We start from the raw sequence: 17,809 nt of genomic DNA, 5'->3' as shown, positions 1-17,809 counted from the left end.
ACCTTTTAAACTCTTTCCGGTTTTCTTTTATCATTAAAAAATTACACCTTGCAACAAATGTTTTCGCTTGTAATTGCATTTAACGGCGCAATATATTATACTTATCGCATTATGAAAAAAGCAATTATAATTGCAAGTTTCGGCACTACATACTCCGAAACACGAAGCAAAACCATTGATGTTATTGAAAAAGAAGCCGAAAACAAATTTAAAAATATCGAAATTGTTACGGCTTATACTTCAAATATTGTACGCTCAATTTTAAAAAAACGCGATTTAATTTCGATTCCTTCAGCCGAAGAAGCCGCATCTCAATTAAAACAAAAAGGCTATACCGAAATTTATATTCAGCCTACACATATTATTCCGGGCGCCGAATACGATAAACTGAAAATACCGGGCTGTATTTTAGGTAAAACTCTTTTAAACGAAAATGCCGATTTTGAAAAATTTATTTTAGCGCTCGAACTCCCGAAACTCCCCTGCGATACGGCAATACTTTTTATGGGTCACGGTTCGTATCACGGTGCGGATAAATTTTACGGTATATTGGAAGAAAAAATAAAAGCTCATAACTACGGCAATATTTTTATTGCAACGGTTGAAGGAAGTAAAACCGTTAACGATATTTTACCGGAACTTTTAAAGCAAAAAATAAAAAAAGTTTATCTTTATCCCCTTATGATTGTAGCAGGAGACCATGCGCAAAACGATATGGCGGGAGATGAAGAAGACAGCTGGAAAACGGTTTTACAAAATGAAGGCTATGAAGTTTATCCCGTATTAAAAGGTTTGGGGGAATATCCTGAAATACGCAGCCTTATTTTTCAATCTTTGGAAAATACCATAAAAGAAAACGAAGGCGGAAAATAAAAATGAAAAATATCTTTGCAGTCGGCACAGGCCCCGGTGCTGCGGAATATCTTACACTTCAAGCCGTTAATGCAATAAAAAATGCCGATATAATTTTTGCTCCCGATAATAAAGGAAAACAAATGGCATTGGATACCGTAAAAGAATTTATAAACGGAAAAAAAATAATTCTTTTGGATTTCCCTATGGGCTTTGTTTCGCAAGAACACTATAAAAATGCGGCCGAAATGATAATTGAAAAAACCGAAGAGGAAAAGTCTTCGGTAATTCTAACAATAGGTGACCCTATGATTTACAGCACCTTTATCTATCTGCTTCCGTATTTTAAAAAAAGTAAAATAAATTTAAAAATAATTCCCGGAATAACCTCATTTACAGCCGCCGCCGCAATTTCAAAAACTCCTCTTGCAAAAAAAGGAGAAGTTCTTACCGTTACCGACCATCTTAATCCTTTAATTACGGCTAATTCGGATTCCATTGCCCTTTTAAAAACTTACAAACAAAAAGAAACCGCAATCGGCGAATTTGAAAAAAACGGATTGGATTACGTTTATATAAAGAGAGCTTCGCTTGAAGGAGAAACCGTACTACGCTCAAACGATAAACAAAAAATTTTAACGGACGGAAATTATATTTCCCTTATGCTTGCCCGCAAAACAAATAAAACCGAAATAAGCGAAAGTAAAAAAGAGGAGGATAATTAAAAATGAAAGCCGTTATGATTTCCGCCCCTAACAGTAATTCAGGCAAAACAATCATTTCCGCCGCCCTCCTTTATTCTTTAAAAAAAAAGGGCTTTGATATAAGCGGCTTTAAAACAGGCCCTGACCAGGTTGACCGTAAAATTTTAGAAACCGTATCCGGAAAAGCGGCCGGCAATATAGATTTATTTATGATGGGTAAAAACGGAATAAAACACGCCTTAGGTTTTGCAAATTCCGAGTATGCAATTATAGAAGGAGTAATGGGCTGTTTTGACGGCATAGGTTCCACTTCGGAAAACTCTTCATACGCCGCCGCAAAAGAATTGGATATAAATATAATTTTAGTTTACAGCCCATCAGGCGAAATGTTTACAATGATACCCAAATTAAAGGGTATGATTGACTGCTCCGAAAAAAGAATTTGCGGAATAATTTTAAATAAGATTTCTTCTAAAATGTTTTCTCTTTATAAAAAAATGATAGAAGAAAATTTAAACTTACCGGTTTTAGGTTTTTTTCCGAACGAAGAAAAACTGAAAATAGAGGATTCAGGGCTGGGCCTTAATCTTAACTCGGAATTACAATCTTCCGAATTTTTAAATTTACTGGATAAGACCGTAAGCGAAAATATTGATAAAGATAAACTGCTTTCTCTATTTAAAGAAGTAAAAACAGGAAACTTTACAATACGGTCTTTGAAAAAACAAATTAAAACCGCAATCGCTTTAGATAATGCAATCAATTTATATTATACCGAAAACATTTTTTTACTTAAGAGCTTGGGCTGCGTAGAATATTTTTCGCCCATTCACGATAAAAACCTGCCCGAATGCAATTTTTTATATTTCGGAAGCGGAAATATAAAACCTTTTGCAAAAGCTCTTTCCGAAAATAAAAATATGCTTAACGCCGTAAAATCTTTTGCGGAAAAAGGCGGTTATATCTTAGCGGAAGGAGAGGCCGCTTGTTATTTGTTTGAAGAATTTGACGGATACGGAATGTGCGGTATTTTTAAGGGCAAAACCGAAAGTACAAAAACCTTATACAACTTCGGCTACAAAATAATTAAACTCGAAAAAAATTGCCTTTTAGGAAAGAAAGGAACCGTCTTACATGCCGCCGAATATCATAAATCCAAGGCAATAACAAACGAAGCCCACGCTTTTAAAGTATGTAAACCGCAGCCTTATTCGGAACCGGAAAGCTTTTTTGATGACGGCTACGCATATAAAAACACTTTGGCCTCTTTTCAAAATTTTAATTTTACTTTTTGCAGCGGTTTTTTGGAAAGTATAAGCTGACAACCTAAAAAACGCAGAGCCGTAACCTTGCATAAATTGACATCTCCGATACAATTGACAGAGCTTCCTCCTTATGGTACACTTATAAAGTAAATTTTATGCAAAACCCATACTGGACAGCAAAGGAGAACCGTCTATTTTGCTTTTATACTTATGTGCAGTGTTCAATAAAGGAACGTTAAAATGAAAAATTATATAAAGATTATCTTTGCCTTCAGCGGTATTATTTTAGCTCTTGGAATTGCCGGAGCGGCCTTCGTTATTGCCGCAAAACCTTTTTCGGACTTTCAATTAAAAATCAATTATCTTGTTGAATACGAATTTTATGCGGAAGCCCTAAAAGCGGATATGTTCAGAACCGCCGTAAAGGGAAACGGATTTTCCGCAAGTGATTTAAAAAATAAACTTAACGAAACCGAACAATATTATTCCAATTTTAAAAAGCTGGTATACTCCGTAAAAGATGAAAGCGAAGTCAACTCCGCATATACAGGATATGAAAATGCAAATAAAAAGCTTTTTCAAAATCTTGAAGCCTGGAGACAGGAATTCGAGGCAAGCTCGGATTCTTCGGAGCAAACATTTAAACCCGTATTGGAACAATTCGATTCCGTAAAGAAAAATTTTGAAGCTTTAAAAACGGCATACCAAAACCTCTTTATGCGTCAAGAAAAAAAAGCAAAAACCTTTTCAATTATGCTTATGATTACGGCATGGGGAATAGGAGTGTTTTTAACTTGGCTTGTTTCCTCCGTAATTTATTCCATTTATATAGAAAGGGAACGTGCCAAAAAAGCAAAATTAAGATTGCATTTAGGCCCTAAAACCGAAAATAAAAATAACGGTGAAAACATCAACTTGCAGGAATACGGATCTGCTTCTTTTAAAACCGGCTATAGTCCACAAAAAACGGAAACTGAGGAAACTTTAAAAAACTTAAAACCTGAAAAAAACCTGTTTACAAGCGTCACTTACGATACTGCAAACAAACCCGAAAAAGCCTTAAACTCTTTTACGGAAGCGTCAAGCGGTATCGAAAAAAAATCGACCTTAGCCGAAAGCAATTTTAATTCTTCTACACAAAACCGATTTACAAACCGCTTAACAGAAACCGAACGGACTTCCGACTCAAATACCGCATATAATAATCAAAATTATCTTCAATTAAAAGACGAGTATGCAAAACTTAAAACTATGTCGGAAGAATTGGAAACCGCAAAAACCGAACTTGCACAAAAATATACCGAACTTGAAGACTCATATTTAAAATTAAAAAACGAACAGTCGGTTTTCGGAAACGATAAAGAAGAACGTGTAGAACAGGTACGCAACTTTTTACAAGATGTACAAATTACGGCGGCAAATGCACAAGATGATGCAATGGTCGCAGCCGACCTTGTAAACACTTTTAAAGAAGGGCATAAACTTTTTAAAACCACTTACGAAAAAATCATTTACATAAATCAAAGCATCTCCGCAATTAAGGAAATGGCTGAAGTAATTTCAGGAATTGCAGAGCAAACCAAAATGCTCAGTATGAATGCGGCCATTGAAGCCGCTCATGCGGGCGAATACGGAAAAGGGTTCGCTGTTGTTGCGGAAGAACTCGGCCGTCTTGCGGCGGCAGCCTTGGAAAGCTCTTCCGATATAGGTAAGACCGTTATGGAAGTCGTAAAAAGCATTTCGGTTACCGCAAAAAGCAGCGAATCTCTTGACAAGGCATTTACCGAGCTCAATCTTAAAACCGATAAAATGTACACTGCGGTTTCAGGATTTTCCGACAGAATGGTAAGCACTTTTCAAAAAACCGATGAAATATTAAACATACTTTAAAGGAAAAAATGGCAAAAATATTTGTTGTAGGCATAGGCCCGGGCGGAGCGGAATATATGTCGCTTCAGGCAATCGAGGCATTAAAAAAGTCCGACCTGATTGTAGGCTATTCGGGTTATATAAAATACATTGAACATTTAGCTTGCGGAAAACAAATTTTTCAAACCGGTATGACAGGCGAAATTGAACGCTGTAAATATGCCCTCCAAAAAGCTGCGGAAGGGAAAATCGTAAGCGTCGTAAGCTCAGGCGATGCCGGCTTATACGGAATGGCAGGTCTTATTTTTGAATTGGCTTACGAATTATATCCTGAAAATAAGGCAACGGCAAATACGGAAATTGAAATCGTGCCCGGCATTTCGGCGGCCTTTGCGGCGGCTTCAAAACTGGGGGCGCCTTTAATGCACGATACCGCATTTATCAGTTTATCCGACAGGCTTACCGATTACGATATAATAAAAAAACGAATCCGTCTTGCAGCCGAAGCGGATTTTGTAATTGCAATTTATAATCCCAAATCAAAAACCCGCATAAATTATATAGAAGAAGCGGTCGGAGCAATTTTACAATTCCGCTCATCTGAAACTCCTGTAGGTATAGTAAAGAATGTATGCAGGGAGGAAGAAAAAATAATTATAACAACCTTAGATAAAATCGATTACGGAACTATAGATATGTTTACAATTATAATTATAGGGAACTCCGCCACTTATATTAAAAACGGAAAAATAATTACACCCAGAGGTTATAGCATAAAATGATTTGGCTTATCGGAGGAACAAGCGAAGCGGGTATTCTTGCAAAGAGATTTGAAAAAAACGGCAATGCTTATATTATGAGCATTGCAACAGAAGACGGAAAAGAATTTTTTCAAGATTGCAAATTAAAAATCGGCAGAATGACAAAAGAAGAAATGCTTGAATTTTGTAAAACCGAAAAAATAACTACAATTGCGGATTTAAGCCATCCCTATGCGCTGGTCGTTTCACAACTGGCATACGAAACTTCAAACGAGTTAAACATAAAATATTTCCGCTTTTTACGTTCTGAAATAACCGAAAATAAAAACACCCTCCATTTTAAAAATATTGAAGAAGTTTGCACTTTTTTAAAAATACTTAAAACCGAATGCGTTTTTTTTACTACAGGCTCAAAAAATATTCCGGATTTTGAAAAGGTACGTTTAAACCGCCGCTTTGTTTATAGAATTCTTCCTACGGCGGAAAGTATTGAAAAATGTAAAAATGCCGGAGTTGCCGCAAAAGATATAATTGCAATTGTAGGGCCTGTTTCGGAAAAATTAAATACGGCAATGTTCCGGGAATACGGGGCCGAATATGTCGTACTTAAAAACAGCGGCGAAGAAGGCGGCACAAAAGAAAAACTTGAAGCTTGCAGCAAACTGAATATAGTTCCGATTATGATTGACCGCGAAGAACAAAACGGAATAGACAGCCTCGATGAAATAGAAAAAGAGATTTTAAAAAATGAATATACTGCAAATTGAACACCTTAATCTTTCTTACGGCAGCTCAAGCATAATAGAAGACTTAAATATTTCCGTACGGGCGGGACAAATAGTTTCGATAATAGGTCCTAACGCCTCCGGTAAATCTACAATTTTAAAAGCGATTGCAGGAATTTTAAAGCCGGCATCAGGGAAAATTTTTATTGAAGGTAAAGATATTTCCAAAATGAAAACAAAAGAGCTTGCAAAAAAGGTTTCGATATTATTACAGCAAAATAAATATCCGGACGAAATAACGGTTGAAGAACTTATTTTTTTCGGAAGATATCCGCACAAAAATAATTTTGAATTTTTTAATCAATCGGATAATGAGATTGTAAAAAAGGTTTTACAGCTTACAAATACCTTCGGCTTACGTCATAAAACTTTGGAAACTCTTTCCGGCGGAGAAAGACAGCGGACATGGATTGCAATGGCATTGGCTCAAGAACCTTCCATTTTATTATTTGACGAACCCACCACTTTTTTAGACCCTGCTCATCAGATAGAATTTTTAGAACTTGTAAACGGGTTAAATCAAAAAACAAATACCGCAATTATTTTAGTGTTGCACGACTTAAATCAGGCAGCCCGCTACGGCAATTATATTTTTGCTTTAAAAGATAAAAAACTTTTTGTACAAGGCACACCTGAAAAAGTTTTGACCCCTGAAAATATTCTTTCCATTTATAATATTAAAACGGAAGTAGTAAAAGTTTTAAATCATTTAACGGTTGTCCCTATCTCCAATATTTAATACTATCGGGAAAATACCGTACATAAGTAAAATTCTTTTTTTTCTTTGACAGTATCAAATTAAATAGTGATATATTTATCCTTTATTTATAAAGCGGAAATTTCCGTGCGGTATTTTATTGTCTTTGATAATTTTGAAGCAAGAATTATGGTTAGGCATGAAAGAAAACATAAAATAACAAACCTCAAAAATAATGAAGGAATATAAGGAAGCAGTTGCAAAAAGCCGAGTGTCAGTGCCGAAGTTACAAGTGAAGTAAGTAAATCCGATTTTTTTGTAAGAATTGCGGCATTATAAGTAAGTCCCGTAACAAAGACAAAAAAAGGAAGCAGCCAAATTAAATCGGCATACCCGAATTCTTTTAATAAAAAAGCGGCGGCGGGTATAAATAAAAACGTACCGATTATAAGTGCATACACGGCTTTTGCCGCAATGATATGCATTGAACCGCATCGTATATTCAAAAAAAATAAAGCGCCGCCTGAGCGGATATCATTATAGCAGGAATCGAAAACATATTGACTTACCAGCATAACAATCAATATTAAATAAACTTGTTCGGGCAATTTTCTTTTTGCAAAAAAAATAGCGGCAACCGCCGAAATTACAAAAATAACAAAGCTCCAAAATTTTTTATTTTGCATACATTCAATCAATTCTTTTTTTAATAAAATTAAAAAATAATTCATTATGCAAATTCCTTGTATTTTTCTTTTAACTCATCTACGGTAATATCGGTTTTATCGTTTATCCAAGAAATCTTTCCGTTTTTTAAAAACTGAATATGAGAACTTGTTTCGGCGGTTAAAAATAAATCGTGGCTGGTAATTATTGTGGTGCCCTTCCGTTTTTTTAAAAGGTTTGTTAAATTTTCCGCATTGACCGGGTCGAGAGAGGCATACGGTTCGTCCAATAATAAAAAATCTCTGTTACTTGCAAAAGCCGTTAAAACGGAAGCTATGACCGTCTGCCCCGCCGATAGTTTTGAAACGCGTTTTTTTTCGAATTCTTTTGCACCTAATAATTCAAAGGCTTCTTGATATAATTCGTTTGTTTCCGCGCCCAATATTTTGATATGTTCTGCAAGCGAAAAATGCCGAATTAAACCGCCTGAAGCAGGTACAAACCAGCCGCCGGTATTTTTAAGCGTACTCGGCAAAATACCTGAAATAATTTTTAAAAGCGTAGTTTTACCCGCTCCGTTATGTCCGCACAAAACGGTTATTTCTCCGTCGGGAATCTCAAAGTGAAAATTATCGAAAATCAAATCCTTTTTTTTGTACCCGAAAGTAATATCAAAAACCATAAACTTCTCCTTATAATTGTGTACGGTAATACATAGATTGCGAAAATATTTGACAGACAATAATAGAAACAAGTGAAATACTTAAAACCGTTACTATTTTAAGCAGCAAGGAAGGCAGTAAAAAGATTAAGACCAAAATTGAAACTATTATCAATATTGCAAAGGAGATTGCAGTAGTTTCTACACCTCTTGCATATATTGAGCAAATATATGTAACGGAGCTTGCATATATAAAATATAGAGGGAACCATATACTACTTTGTAAATTTATTAAATGATAAATATTTGGAAGATTAATTAAAAGCATAACAATACTCATAAGAAAGGCAAATAAAATTTTTACAATAAACGGTTTGAAAAAACCGAACTTAATGTTATGTAAAAAAAAGACACCTTTATAAAGCAAATCATTTTTATATGAATCATATATATATTGAATAATGATTAACAACATAAAAAAGAGCATAATAAAAGGGTAAAATTTCAATTTTTGTATTTGCGGTAAATAAGGTACTAAAGAAAAAATGATTAAAGCCATCCAAAGTCTATAATTAGCTAAAAATTCATATAGTTCTTTTTTAAATAAAATTTTCATCTTCTCTCCTATAAAAGTCAATCCCCAAGTTTCCCACTTAAAGGATTGCCTTAATAGCGATAATACAATAGAATTTTATTGTATCCCAAGATAAATTAATAAGCGGTTCCGCCTATAAGCATAAACAATATAATAAATCCAATTTTTAGTGCAATATAAATGCCTCCTCATACATAAATTTTAGTTTACAGCGGTATCTATCAGCATACATTAAAATAGACTATCTATCAATGTTAATATTATAATGTATTATATCAAAAGTCAAGTAAACCTTTAAATTTTCTAAGTTATGAAGTGAAAATTATCAAAAACCCATAAATCTCTCCTTATAATTGTGTACGATATTTTAGCGAATAAGAAACCTTATAGGCGGCATATACCGATAATACGGCTAAAAACATACAGGCTAAAATTCTTAAAATCATAACTTGAATTAACATAATGCACACCAGCATTATAAATGATACGATTATCGAAACCGTAGCGGAAGTATCTTCGGAACCTTTAGAAGATACGGATGATAACTGCATTACGGCAGCTCCCGTAACGATAAGGGGAAATAACCAAAAAAAGTCGGCTGTTTTTATTACCCCATTTATATTGGGAATATCGGCAATAAGTATTACCGCTGCAATTGCAAATGAAAAAAATATTTTAATAAAAAAGACTTGTAAAAAGCTGAAATTTAAATTATGGATAAAAATCGAGCCGGAAGAATTTATTTCGTCCGAATATGAATTATAAATATATTGCTCTACGGCTAATAATATAAAAAAGGAAGCTGTAAAAACCGATATGTCATGCTTGCGTAACCATGGCACATAACTCACTGCCGTACATATAATAATTATAAGCCACGCTTTATAGTTATATCTAAATTCGTATAATTCTTTTTTTAATAAAATTTTTAGATTTGAATTCATATTTTTAATACCTTTCTAAATAAGATTGTTTATCATAATTTTTATACACCATAGCAAGTAAATAATCAAGCTGATGGAAAAATGACGTGAAAGTAATTGCTCCTTATAGTTGTATTCTATATATTTTAGTATATAAAATTTTTATCGATATAAATACAAAAAAACAAGTAATTACAATACTAAAAATAATTTTAAGAAAAAATACTTGTATAAAAAAAATACAAATAAGCATTGCAAAACTTATCGTAATCGCAATTGCCGAAGCCGTATTTTCCGCTCCGTTTACATAAGCGGCGGAAATTTGCATAATTGCCGATGAAAAAACTACAATCGGATATATCCAAAAAATATCCGAAAAAGAAAATACTCCTTTTAGATTCGGAATATTCGCCAGCATAATAATACCGGTAAGTATAGATGAAAAGAGTAGTTTAATAAAAAAAAGATAAACAGGTCTTATGCCTATATTTTTTTAAAATAAAATTCCATTATAAGAAATATCGGTCAAGTATGAGTTATAAATATATTGTCCTGTTGCTAATATAATAAATGCTAAAATAGTAAAATCCCGCATAGCCGATTTTCGTACATTTGGAAAATATGAAAAGCAAATAACAATAATTGTCAATATCCACGCTTTATAGTTATACTTAAATTCGTATAATTCTTTCTTAAGTAAAATTTTAAGATTCGATTTCATTCGATTAATACCTCTAATACGTCATCTTTATAAGTAACCGGTATGACAGCTATCATAGCCGCTGTTTTCATTATAAACCATATCAAATATTTGTCAAACCATATTATAAATATGTAGGCAGTTATAGTTTAAAGCATAATTCAAATATACACGGTATTACATATTTGTCAATAGTACTTGCAATTTACATTTTATGGATTTACGGTAAAATACTTGAAATAATTTTTAAAAGCGTAGGTTTCCCGCTCCGTTATGTCCGCACAAAACGGTTATTTCTCCGTCGGGAATCTCAAAGTGAAAATCATCGAAAATTAAAGAGTTTTTGTACCCGAAAGTAATATCAAAAACCATAAACTTCTCCTTATAATTGTGTACGGTATTTAAGTGCATAGAAAAGTTTATATGAAATAAAAACCGAAATTGCTGCAAGTACAATACAGGTTATAATTATTAAGATAATAAATTAAATTAACATTATGCATACAAGAAACTAAAAAGGAAGGTTTATTTTAAGCGGCTAAAATAGCGCCGCTTAAAAACACTAGCCGAGTTTGCCGTTCGGCAAACATCGATTTTATTGTATGCACTTTTTCACTTCGTTGCAAAAATGCGGCAATTCGGCAATCCTCGAAATCTGATGATTTCTGCGGTTGTCGAATTTAAAAGAATAATTAATATAATCACCGCAAAGGAGTCTTCACAACCGAATATAAAAATCATAAGGAATATCGAAAGATTATAAAATTATGTCCGATTATAAAAATACCTTTTGAAATATTCACTGAAAATGACCGGTTTTATAATCCTTTGAATATTGCAAGGTTGAGAAAGTATATTGCTCAGATGGAAGCGACAGGCGGTACGGTTCACGGGATATCGTTTGCTGATTAAGTCGTGAACGGGTAAAACATATAACTTTAGAAAAATTTCGTTGGGTATCAATTCTTTTTTAATAACATTAAATTAAGTATTGACATATTCATTCTTAATAAGGCTCTTTTTTGACTCTCTTCCAAACATTCAATATTGCTTTATTTTTTGATAATTGGGATAAAATATTAGGGATTTTATTGCTTTGTATAAACCTAACAAGAAAAAACCCCTAAAAAAAGAAATTATAAATTAGGAACACCTAAAGACTTAAATCAAGCCTTATTTTTTGTAATCAGCAACATAAAATGAAAATAATTGACCACAAAAAAGATAGAGCGACAGTTGCAGATGAAATAATCTGCATTGTTTGATAATCAAGAATTATAAACTTAAAATAGTTTGTTTATAAACTTGTCATTCGATTTCTCTCAATAACACAACAGCTTCTTATTTCGGCATTATTCTCATCGAAAAGAACATCTGCAAACGAAAAATCTTTGCTGTCTTCTACTTGTTCCGTAGAGTAAATTCCGTTTTATTCATCGCTTTTCACCACCTTTTAATTATATTTTTAACTTTTTTACATTAAAAACTATATACAAAATCGGACCTATTAACAAAGCTGCCGACCCGGTATATACATAAACCGCTGAAACAGTCCGTAAAAGGCACCCAAGAGCATACGTTATAGCGGGAGATAACAGTAACTTGATATTGGCGGAAACGGTGTAGTATTGCCCTAAGAAATTTTCGTCAATCGTATGCATAATATATGCTTCAAGCAAAGAATTCATAAGCCCCAGAGCTATGAAAATAAGACAGTTTATAATGCAAACATATATTATATTGCCGAAACTGAAATGAAAAATCGTGCATAAAAATATAAAAATCAATAACAAAGGAATATGTTTTATTTTAAAAATGTTATCTCCCGTTGTAACCGTTATACTGAGTCCTATAATATTTCCGACGGTTCCCGCCATAATAAACCCGGTATAAGCGTCAGGTGTAAATATACTGTTATTTATTTCCGAAAAAAGAAAGAATACTGAAAATCCCGATACGGCAGAGTGAATATTTATAAGCAAAATAGTAATAATTAATATTATTGCCGTTTTATTTTTTATAACGGCTTTTATTGCCGTATACAAATCTTTAAATACGGAGCCTTGCATTTTATCTACGGCAGTACAATATTCTTTATACAAGAATTGATTAATTAATCCTGAAATTAAAAAAGATATCGCATTTATAATTAAAATTTCCGATATTCCTTTTTTTGTAAAACAGTATCCGCCGAGATATTGCCCGATTAACAGCGAAGCATTTGCAAGCAGTACTAAAAACGTATTAAGTTTAACTAAATTACTTTTTTCTCCGATACGTTTAATTATTATGCCGCACCGTCAAATACACAATTAAGTGTTGAAAGTAAAATAAAATCGGAAATAAATTGTGAAGCCGATAATAAGGCAATATTCTTTTTTACCGTGCTAATTTTTGTTGTAAGCATTATTTCCCTCCTCAATTTTATAAAATTTATTATAGCATATACCGTTTAAATTTACAAATAGAAAATAATTAAAATTTCTTTTGAGCTTTTAGAAATATATAAGATACAGTATAACAACAAAAATATATATCAAGAAAAAAATTTATTTTTATGGACACAGCTGTTCTTTAAACAAATTTATAAAAAACGGGAGAGAGAAAAGTTCATTACATACGGCTCCGTCATATATTATTTTTCCATCTTTAAAAAACAATACACGTTTAAATTTCATTACGGTAGAAAGTCTATGTGAAATACACAGAACAGCAGTATTTTTTCTGTTAAGTATTTTAGGAAGTATTTTATCTTCCGTTTCGGAATCAAGATTTGCCGTTGTTTCATCCATTAGAATAAGTTCCGCTTCTTTTTCATTTATACGGCATACCGAAAGTCTTGATTTTTCTCCCTGTGAAAGGATTTCCGGTTTTAAACGAGTTAATCCGCCAAATTCAAGTTGTTCATAAAATAATTTAAGCTCCGCATCTTTCATTGCTTGTTCGATTTTTGTATCGTTTTTCAAAGAAAAAAATATATTTTCACTTAATGACATTTTAAAAAAATAAGGGCTTTGCTCCGCTGCGGCAATTTTACCAAATCTATTTTTTGTTTGACAGGCTTTTTTTCCTGCAAATAAAATCTCTCCAGATGAAGGCTCAAAGCCGCCGATTATTGCATTTAAAAAAGAAGTTTTACCGCTGCCCGTTTCTCCTACAATAGCTATTTTTTCTTCTTTGTCTATTTTTAAATTAATGGAATTAAGTATTTTCTTTTCATTTATATGTACAGAAAAATCTTTAAATTCTATCGGAAAAATATTTTCAATATTCTCGGAAATATTTTTTTGAGGCGGAAAACTCAATACCAGTTCCTCAGTCATAACCGCAGTTTCCCGTACAAAAGAAACGAAATCTATAAACTCATATAATATTCCCGTTATAAAATAGATATATGTAAGAGAGGTAAGAAAAACTTCAGGCATAATTTTAAAAAAAGGAATAAACGCCGTAAAAACAAAGAATAAAGGGATATACAGGGTTTTTATCATATCGGTAAGAAGCGTCTCATTATAATTTCCGCAAGCTTTTTTAATGTTAGCGGCTCTCGCTTTTTTACTTTTAGCAAAAAATTGATTTAAAAAATAATTTGAAGCTTCATATTTTCTTATTGTTTCTATACCATTACCTATTTCAGAAATGGTGTTTTGTAATGTCTTATTTGTTTTTGATGCATTTGATATTTTTTCTTCCATATGCTTATAAAAATAAATTTGAATTGGAATTAAAAATAAAACGGGAATTACGGATATAATAAGAAGTTTTGAATTGATAAAAAAGCAAATGGTAATTACAAGTATAAGTTTAAAAAAAGAAAGTAACATATATGCTATTATTTCCAGGTATTCTATAGACATCATTCCGTTTGAATTAAAAGAATCTATAAGAAAACCGTGATTTATTTTTTCTTGTGCATTCAAAAATTTTTTATAAAAAGTTACCGCAATAATATGAATCGGTTCAAATAAAAAAACTTGTATATGTTTTTTAAGTAAAATAATTGAAAATATAAACCATACGGTAATTGAAATAAAAAGATAAAAAAGAATTTGAGGGTCATTGTTTTTATATAAAATATTTATACCTATTGGGATTGGAATAATAAAAAGAGAGATAAATAACTCTTTTAATAAGAGTATCGCATGTTCTTTTTTATAATTTTTAAAAAAATACAAATAAAATTTAATTAATCTCATAAATATAATCTCCTAAAACAAGTAATTTATTTTTTGTTCCGAAAAAAGACTTCGTAAGAATTCATTTTGCATGGCAGTATCTTTAGGCTTATCGAAAACTATACAACCGTCTTTAATCATAATTATCCGCTCCATATCTTTTATATCCGAAAAACGGTGCGATATTATAATGAGCATTTTGATATACGGTTGTATGAAGTTTATTATTTCATCCGCCAGTTTTGAGCTTACTGAAGACAGGGCTTCATCTATAATTAAAAAGTCCGGTTTACGTATGAGAGCACGGAGAACCCCTATTCTTGCTTTCTCGCCTCCCGACAAATTTTTATGGAGTACATCATCTTCTGCAAAAGAAAAAGAAAATAATTTTATTGCTTCAGTTAAAAAATTTTTATCATAATTTTCCAATCCCAACAAAATATTTTCCTTTAATGTTCCTGAAAAAATAAAAGTATCCGAGCCTGCATAGCCTATAAGATTTCCTGCGGAACTTCCGTATAAAACCTGTTTTTCATTGTATTTGATTTTTCCGGATGAAGGAGCAAGATTAAGCATAAGCGTTTTTGCAATGACCGATTTACCGGAACCTGTTTTTCCTATTATGCCTACTTTTTCATTTGCTTTAAATTCTAAAGTTATATCATTTAAAATATTTTTACCGTCCGCTATCAGGTTAATATTTTCCATATTAATGCTGCTTATTCTTTCCGGAAAAAACGTAAGCCTTTTGCTTTTAATAAAAGGTTTAAGGTAGGTGAAGAATTTTAAACCTTTATATGTTTTAAAATCGGTATTTATTAAACTTACCACAACGGGCAAAAAAAGGAGAAACACCGAGTAAACACCCGCTAAACTTTCCATTTTGTTTGTACTGTTTAAATTTATGTATATAAATATAAGCGGTAAAATAAACGGGAAGAGAGTAAAAAAAAGCTCTCGAAATCTCCCCGTAAAACCGGTTAATTGAAAACTCCTGCTTAAATAGTTTACAGTTTTTGTAAAACGTTGTATAAAAAAATCTTCCGCAGAATTAAAATGGATTGTCGAGGCAGAATCCGCCATTTCAGTTAATAAACCAATACTATGGGACTGAGCTGTATTGATATTATCAAATCCCCGTTTTTCGTATTTTAAAAATTTGCGCCCTATAAAAAATATGATAAGCATACAACCAAAACCGATTACTGAAACAATAAAGTTGAGTTTGGCAACGGCATATATGGAAACGGATATTTTTAAAATATTCAATATGGGACTTCTCATTGCGGCAACAGCCGATGTAAAACCGTTTATCTTGCGGTTGATATCTAAAATATTATCTATATTTAAATTTGAAGTCATAATATTTTTTAATATAAGCGCTTGTAAGAATTCCTTAGGTTTAGTCAATAAAAATATTTGAATCAGTTTATACTTAAAAGAATCAAACACGCGAGAAATAAAATATAAAAAAATCGGTAATAATGTAATTAAATAAGCAGAAATTTCATGAGCAGTATTCTTAAATTCTGAAATATTTTGTGTGAACCCGATTAAAAAATCGGATAATTTAAAAAACACATAGATGGAAAATACATCCAATACAAAAATAACGGCATAAATCGGTGTATATTTTAAATACATTTTAAAAAAAATATTTTTACGCATTATGAATCTCCTTATTAAGTTTAACCAAATTACTTTTTTCTCCGATACGTTTAATTATTACTATTGCCGCACCGTCAAATACGCAGTTCAGCGTTGAAAGTAAAATAAAATCGGAAATAAATTGTGAAGCCGATAATAAGGCGATGTTCTTTTTTACCGTGTTAATTTTTGTTGTAAGCATTATTTTCCTCCTCAATTTTATAAAATTTATTATAGCATATACCGTTTAAATTTACAATAATAGAAAATAATTATTTTGATTAACTTTTTCCTCCTGTACATAAGCACGGATTATAATCTACATAGATTGAAAAAAATTAAGAGAAAGTAGTATAATGATAAATAAACAAACAAACAAAAACAAATCGGAAGTTATAAGGAGCGGAAATAAATGAAAAAGGTAAAATCAAAAAAGAAGAGAGTTTTTATAATCATATCTTGCGTTTTAATCTTGTTGCTCGGCGGCTGGGGATTGCTAGCCGTGAACATTTATAATTCCAATTTTAATAAACGCTTTAAAAGTTATGAACCCTTAATGCTGCATGTAGAGGATTTTGAAGGCTTACAGCGTACAAAGTATGAATTTTCTTCGGACAAAGGACAAATGCTGACAGGATATATGTATAGCGCCGGGGATAATCAGTGCGGAATAATTGTAATTGCTCACGGGTTCGGAGGAGGCGGACATAATTCATATATGGATTGTGCAAATTATTTCGCACGGCACGGATACTATGTTTTTGCCTATGATGCTACCGGAAACGATGAAAGCGAGGGAGCGGGTGTCGGCGGTATCCCTCAAGGTGTAATAGACCTCGACTATGCAATATCTTTTCTAGAGAAAAGCGGCAAGTTTCCCGCTCTGCCTATATCTTTATTCGGACATAGTTGGGGCGGTTACAGCGTATGCAGTGTATTAACATATCACCCGGAAATAAAAGCCGTAATAGAAATTTCGGGCTGCAACAGGTCATCCGATTTATTTGAAGCGAGCGGAAAAAGAGAAGCAGGTAAGATAATTTATACTATGATGCCGTTTATTAAATTTTACGAACTGATAAAATACGGTAAATATGCAAGAAATACGGCAATGGACGGTTTTAAGACAAGTAAGGCGGCGGTTATGATTGTTCACAGCGCAGATGATAACATTGTGCCCGCTTCTTATGGATACGATTTATATTACAACAAGTATAATAACAACCCGCGATTTACTTTTATCCGTTTTGAGAATAAGGGGCATAATGAGATTTTTACCGACATCAATGATACTTATTTAAATGAGTTTAATACGGGATTTAATAAATGGACTGAAACGCTCAATTACGACTATAAAGCCGATGCAAACAAGGCGCAATTTGCGGCGGATAAAGCAAAGTATATCAATGATAATCTTGATAGAACAAGATGGTGCGGCAGGTTGGACGAAAAACTTTTTAAACGGTTTTTAAATTTCTATGATGAACATGTACGGCGGTAAATCTTAAA

General features: G+C 32.5%; 18 protein-coding genes. 8 read left to right on the top strand and 10 right to left on the bottom strand.

All coding sequences use genetic code 11. The annotated features are described in order from the left end of the window. The first annotated feature begins 111 nt into the window (after window positions 1–111). From DYQ05_RS05495 to DYQ05_RS05465, 7 genes are all read left to right on the top strand, one after another. Window positions 112–873 carry a sirohydrochlorin cobaltochelatase gene (locus DYQ05_RS05495; RefSeq protein ID WP_024465914.1) on the top strand — a complete coding sequence of 254 codons (762 nt, stop codon included), beginning with the start codon at window positions 112–114 and terminating at the stop codon, window positions 871–873. 2 nt (window positions 874–875) lie between these two features. Next, a complete protein-coding gene (locus tag DYQ05_RS05490) occupies window positions 876–1,577 on the top strand; it encodes a precorrin-2 C(20)-methyltransferase (protein WP_024467662.1) in 702 nt (233 codons plus the stop codon). 2 nt (window positions 1,578–1,579) lie between these two features. Next, window positions 1,580–2,878, top strand: a complete 1,299-nt coding sequence (locus DYQ05_RS05485; RefSeq protein ID WP_206184000.1) for a cobyrinic acid a,c-diamide synthase CobB — start codon at window positions 1,580–1,582, stop codon at window positions 2,876–2,878. 183 nt (window positions 2,879–3,061) lie between these two features. Next, window positions 3,062–4,711, top strand: coding sequence for a methyl-accepting chemotaxis protein (locus DYQ05_RS05480; protein WP_029410241.1), 1,650 nt, complete (start codon window positions 3,062–3,064; stop codon window positions 4,709–4,711). A gap of 8 nt (window positions 4,712–4,719) precedes the next feature. After that, complete coding sequence (gene cobJ, locus DYQ05_RS05475; protein ID WP_206183999.1) at window positions 4,720–5,472, top strand: precorrin-3B C(17)-methyltransferase; 753 nt, start codon at window positions 4,720–4,722, stop codon at window positions 5,470–5,472. Continuing rightward, window positions 5,469–6,218, top strand: coding sequence for a precorrin-6A reductase (gene cobK / locus DYQ05_RS05470; RefSeq protein ID WP_020964958.1), 750 nt, complete (start codon window positions 5,469–5,471; stop codon window positions 6,216–6,218). The genes cobJ and cobK overlap by 4 nt, the downstream gene beginning before the upstream one ends. Further along, window positions 6,199–6,975 (top strand): ABC transporter ATP-binding protein, encoded by a 777-nt coding sequence (locus tag DYQ05_RS05465; protein ID WP_024469637.1) that lies wholly within the window; start codon window positions 6,199–6,201, stop codon window positions 6,973–6,975. Before cobK ends, DYQ05_RS05465 begins: the two co-directional genes overlap by 20 nt. Before the next feature lie 86 nt (window positions 6,976–7,061). Here DYQ05_RS05465 and DYQ05_RS05460 read toward each other — a convergent pair whose 3' ends face one another. The 10 genes from DYQ05_RS05460 to DYQ05_RS05420 form a co-directional block, all read right to left on the bottom strand. Then, a complete protein-coding gene (locus DYQ05_RS05460; protein ID WP_206183998.1) occupies window positions 7,062–7,664 on the bottom strand; it encodes a hypothetical protein in 603 nt (200 codons plus the stop codon). After that, complete coding sequence (locus tag DYQ05_RS05455) at window positions 7,664–8,281, bottom strand: ATP-binding cassette domain-containing protein (protein WP_206183997.1); 618 nt, start codon at window positions 8,279–8,281, stop codon at window positions 7,664–7,666. The genes DYQ05_RS05460 and DYQ05_RS05455 overlap by 1 nt, the downstream gene beginning before the upstream one ends. A 10-nt stretch (window positions 8,282–8,291) precedes the next feature. Then, a complete protein-coding gene (locus DYQ05_RS05450) occupies window positions 8,292–8,876 on the bottom strand; it encodes a hypothetical protein (RefSeq protein ID WP_020964954.1) in 585 nt (194 codons plus the stop codon). Between the two features lie 326 nt (window positions 8,877–9,202). Continuing rightward, window positions 9,203–9,799 (bottom strand): hypothetical protein, encoded by a 597-nt coding sequence (locus DYQ05_RS05445; protein WP_206183996.1) that lies wholly within the window; start codon window positions 9,797–9,799, stop codon window positions 9,203–9,205. A gap of 103 nt (window positions 9,800–9,902) precedes the next feature. Further along, window positions 9,903–10,196 (bottom strand): hypothetical protein, encoded by a 294-nt coding sequence (locus tag DYQ05_RS05440; protein ID WP_206183995.1) that lies wholly within the window; start codon window positions 10,194–10,196, stop codon window positions 9,903–9,905. Window positions 10,197–10,724: 528 nt separating this feature from the next. Beyond that, on the bottom strand, window positions 10,725–10,850 hold the full coding sequence (locus DYQ05_RS14315) for an ATP-binding cassette domain-containing protein (protein WP_290121754.1): 126 nt from the start codon (window positions 10,848–10,850) through the stop codon (window positions 10,725–10,727). A 1,085-nt stretch (window positions 10,851–11,935) separates the two neighbouring features. Next, window positions 11,936–12,754: an MFS transporter gene (locus DYQ05_RS05435; RefSeq protein ID WP_338065480.1), complete on the bottom strand. Its 819-nt coding sequence runs from the start codon at window positions 12,752–12,754 to the stop codon at window positions 11,936–11,938. Window positions 12,755–13,033: 279 nt separating this feature from the next. After that, window positions 13,034–14,674, bottom strand: a complete 1,641-nt coding sequence (locus DYQ05_RS05430; RefSeq protein WP_020964947.1) for an ATP-binding cassette domain-containing protein — start codon at window positions 14,672–14,674, stop codon at window positions 13,034–13,036. A 12-nt stretch (window positions 14,675–14,686) separates the two neighbouring features. Further along, window positions 14,687–16,321, bottom strand: a complete 1,635-nt coding sequence (locus DYQ05_RS05425) for an ATP-binding cassette domain-containing protein (protein WP_020964946.1) — start codon at window positions 16,319–16,321, stop codon at window positions 14,687–14,689. Further along, entirely contained in the window at window positions 16,314–16,502 is a 189-nt protein-coding gene (locus tag DYQ05_RS05420; protein WP_020964945.1) for a hypothetical protein, read from the bottom strand. Before DYQ05_RS05420 ends, DYQ05_RS05425 begins: the two co-directional genes overlap by 8 nt. Window positions 16,503–16,712: 210 nt before the next feature. On the opposite strand from DYQ05_RS05420, the gene DYQ05_RS05415 reads away from it, so the two are divergent. Beyond that, a complete protein-coding gene (locus tag DYQ05_RS05415) occupies window positions 16,713–17,801 on the top strand; it encodes an alpha/beta hydrolase family protein (protein WP_206183994.1) in 1,089 nt (362 codons plus the stop codon). Window positions 17,802–17,809: the final 8 nt, after the last annotated feature.

The organism is Treponema pedis (assembly GCF_017161325.1).
Lineage (GTDB): Bacteria > Spirochaetota > Spirochaetia > Treponematales > Treponemataceae > Treponema_B > Treponema_B pedis.
The sequence above is the reverse complement of the archived record's forward strand: the minus strand, read 5'-3'. Positions and strand labels throughout refer to the sequence as shown.

Coding starts and splice junctions, on each gene's coding strand:
- DYQ05_RS05495 (WP_024465914.1), top strand. CDS start 112: ATGAAAAAAGCAATTATAATTGCAAGTTTCGGCACTACATACTCCGAA.
- DYQ05_RS05490 (WP_024467662.1), top strand. CDS start 876: ATGAAAAATATCTTTGCAGTCGGCACAGGCCCCGGTGCTGCGGAATAT.
- DYQ05_RS05485 (WP_206184000.1), top strand. CDS start 1,580: ATGAAAGCCGTTATGATTTCCGCCCCTAACAGTAATTCAGGCAAAACA.
- DYQ05_RS05480 (WP_029410241.1), top strand. CDS start 3,062: ATGAAAAATTATATAAAGATTATCTTTGCCTTCAGCGGTATTATTTTA.
- cobJ (WP_206183999.1), top strand. CDS start 4,720: ATGGCAAAAATATTTGTTGTAGGCATAGGCCCGGGCGGAGCGGAATAT.
- cobK (WP_020964958.1), top strand. CDS start 5,469: ATGATTTGGCTTATCGGAGGAACAAGCGAAGCGGGTATTCTTGCAAAG.
- DYQ05_RS05465 (WP_024469637.1), top strand. CDS start 6,199: ATGAATATACTGCAAATTGAACACCTTAATCTTTCTTACGGCAGCTCA.
- DYQ05_RS05460 (WP_206183998.1), bottom strand. CDS start 7,664: ATGAATTATTTTTTAATTTTATTAAAAAAAGAATTGATTGAATGTATG.
- DYQ05_RS05455 (WP_206183997.1), bottom strand. CDS start 8,281: ATGGTTTTTGATATTACTTTCGGGTACAAAAAAAAGGATTTGATTTTC.
- DYQ05_RS05450 (WP_020964954.1), bottom strand. CDS start 8,876: ATGAAAATTTTATTTAAAAAAGAACTATATGAATTTTTAGCTAATTAT.
- DYQ05_RS05445 (WP_206183996.1), bottom strand. CDS start 9,799: ATGAATTCAAATCTAAAAATTTTATTAAAAAAAGAATTATACGAATTT.
- DYQ05_RS05440 (WP_206183995.1), bottom strand. CDS start 10,196: ATGCTGGCGAATATTCCGAATCTAAAAGGAGTATTTTCTTTTTCGGAT.
- DYQ05_RS14315 (WP_290121754.1), bottom strand. CDS start 10,850: ATGGTTTTTGATATTACTTTCGGGTACAAAAACTCTTTAATTTTCGAT.
- DYQ05_RS05430 (WP_020964947.1), bottom strand. CDS start 14,674: ATGAGATTAATTAAATTTTATTTGTATTTTTTTAAAAATTATAAAAAA.
- DYQ05_RS05425 (WP_020964946.1), bottom strand. CDS start 16,321: ATGCGTAAAAATATTTTTTTTAAAATGTATTTAAAATATACACCGATT.
- DYQ05_RS05420 (WP_020964945.1), bottom strand. CDS start 16,502: ATGCTTACAACAAAAATTAACACGGTAAAAAAGAACATCGCCTTATTA.
- DYQ05_RS05415 (WP_206183994.1), top strand. CDS start 16,713: ATGAAAAAGGTAAAATCAAAAAAGAAGAGAGTTTTTATAATCATATCT.